This window comes from Acinetobacter sp. Li1LvA2 (assembly GCF_056156705.1).
Genome location: NZ_JBSICF010000020.1, coordinates 1 through 2,908, shown reverse-complemented (window position 1 = coordinate 2,908; position 2,908 = coordinate 1). Strand labels below are relative to the sequence as shown.

General features: G+C 37.8%; 1 protein-coding gene. It reads right to left on the bottom strand.

What is annotated here, in order from left to right:
• On the bottom strand, window positions 1-2,823 hold a 2,823-nt coding region (locus ACS604_RS18885), incomplete at its 3' end, for an RHS repeat domain-containing protein (RefSeq protein ID WP_474772637.1).
• Between the last annotated feature and the right edge of the window lie 85 nt (window positions 2,824-2,908).

The following is a 2,908-nucleotide window of genomic DNA, read 5'->3' as shown; positions in this document are numbered from 1 at the left end:
AGCACCTACCGTCCCCGCGGTTCGTGCTGCACGGGTGATCTGGATCAGGTTGCCATTAATATCGTAGCTATAGCCAGTTTTAACACCCAGTGCATTGGACTGTTCAATCAGGTTGCCATAGACATCATAGGCATTACTGACCTCACCGCTATCGGCATGGGTTTCTTTTTCAACCAGCCAGTCCCCAGTTTCAAGGTTACGGCCGTTTAAGTAGCTCTGCTTGTTGATATTGCCATTGGCATCTTTACTGGTCAGTAAGCGGCCACTCAGGTCATAGCCATATTCAAGGGTTGGTGTACCTTGTACAACCGTACCATCTGACTTACGGATATCGACTGTAGGGAGAACCTTCTTGGTCAGTTTACCCATGGTGTTGTAGCTCAGGCTACTGGTATTGCCATTGCCATCGGTTTCACTAATGATTTCACCAAAGGCATTGTAGGTCTGTGATTTAACAATCTGGCTGGCGCGGTCACCGGAACCATTAATCACCCACTTGTTTTGCTGGCTGCTACCGTTGCCTTTACTGTCAATGCTGAGCTTACCCGGTACGAAGGCAATCACCTTACCTGCACTGTCATAGAGCTGGTAGAAGTACTCGTAGTTTTCAAAGCCTGACTTTGGCACCAGATCATTTAGGTTCCAGCGATAGATGCCGTTTGAAGGAGTGAGGCTGACTTTCTGGAACTGGTTACTGCTGGCCCAGTAGGCATCGCTGTTAATATCGGCGCTAACTAAATCAGAAACAAAGTTACCGCTCGCATCAACCTGACGTTTACGGTAGAACAGCTCCATCTTGCTGCCGTTGTTCTGGGCAGGCTGGAAGTCAAGCCAGCTGTCATTCAGCTGGTTGGTGTGTTGGCCTGAACCGGCACCCACCCCGACATTGACATAGCCTGTGGCACGGTTAAGCAGTTTGCCTGATGCATCGGTGGTTTCATAGCTATAGTAAACTGTGGTACTACCCAACAGGTTCTGTTCGGCAAGCTCAAGAATATCAAGGATTGCTTTACCTTCTGAATCCACAGGTAACACTGCAGTTTTATTAAGTAGACCTGCTGCCGTACCATATTTAATGGTCACTTGACTACTGCCTATAGGCTGGCCTGCAAAGGTAATCTGGTTTTGAAATAATGAACTAGACCATTGCTCTAGAACTTTTAGGTTACCTAATTCTGTTCCTATGCTCACTTTCCCAATAAGCTGCAAGTTCAGCTTAGCATCTTCTACAATATCGTCCCAAGCTTCATCAAAAAATTTATGACTTCTTACTTGAAATTCATACTCCCCCGCTGTTAGGTCATCTGTTTTCCAGTAGAAATAACCAGTTTTTTCATCTGCAAAAGCATATGAAGTAATCCAATCTTTTGTCCCTACTTGTCTATACTTTATCTTTACGTATGCAGAAGGAAAACCATAAGCAGGAGGGTTTATATCCCAAATAGTAGGTATAAAAAATGCAAAACCATTCTCTCCCAACTGTCCATAACCATTAGGTTCTTTAACATTCCCCCAGTTGGGCATTACAAAACCATTACCTCCATAGTTTAAAGGTATAGTACTAACCGATGATATAGCTATACCACCATAACCCTCTTGATTTTTAGTAGTTCTGAAATCGCCTTGTTGCCTATTAATAATTTCCATTTTATTAAAAGACACATATTCAAATTGATAATGGTTATCTGAAGAAAGATCACCAAGGTATATTTCAAAGACACCTTCAATTTTTTCACCATAAATATCATATACAGGTGTAGCTTGGTATCTTTTCCAATCACTAAAATGATATTGAAAGCGACCAAGTGTATAATCAAAATATGATGATTCCTGTTTTCTAACAAAAAATTCTAATGAGGTTGTATTTAGTGGCTGGTTTGTTAACCTAATTGTAGATTGTGAATATAGTGCGATTTTACTAGAGGAAGCCAAATTATAAATTGGTGGGCCTACATATACAGTTGATACTGATAAATTTTGTAACCCTCCGCCTATTTCAAGGTATCTTTGATCTTGATAAAGCCCAATTTTTACATCTAAAAAACCATTACTTACTTTATTAATACTTTCGTTTATATTATAAAATCTATCAAACTCATCTTTAGTGAATTCAAGCTCAATATCTAAGTGACTAAAACCATTATAAGTATATCTAGTTGGATCTTTTTTCTCATAAATTCCATTTTTTCCTTTGAAGAAAAAACTAATTTGATAATCGCTTTTATTTGCTTTATAGCTTGTTAATTGAGCCTCAGTAAATGTATATTTTATTTTAAATGGAGAATTAGATATTAATGTAGCAACAACTTCCCCTCCACTCGAACTTATCGCTTGATTGACATCGACTTTCCCATTGATACTTTTATCTTTATCACTAAAAATCGCTTTTTTAAAACGTTCATCAAAGATATTTAATATATTGCCATTCAAAGCTGGATCAGCATCCTCCCAATAATTTGCCATGCTTAATGCATATTCAAAACTATTACCTCCTAATATGTGTCCTTTTGCATCATATAAAATATATACAAAATCATACATTACATTTCTATCAGGTGCTTCTAAACCACTTAAATTAACCAAATAACCATTGTAATCATTATTAAAATCTGCTGAATATATCAAAGTTCCCCAACTTTCTGGGGAAGGATTAACTCTATACTTAACTTCTACTCGTTTTGTTTCAACTGGAATATCTTTTATTAGTAAATATTTTTTATTGATTATATCCGGTTTTCCTTTTACAGAATAATCAATATCATTTATATCAATGATTGGATTTGCTATAACTTTACCACCAGAAAAAGCTTGCGCAATATTCACAGAGCGCTTGATCGTTCCAGTGCCATCAGTTAACTTTACACCATAAAAATCTGTATTATATTTATGTGTATAACTATAGCTATAC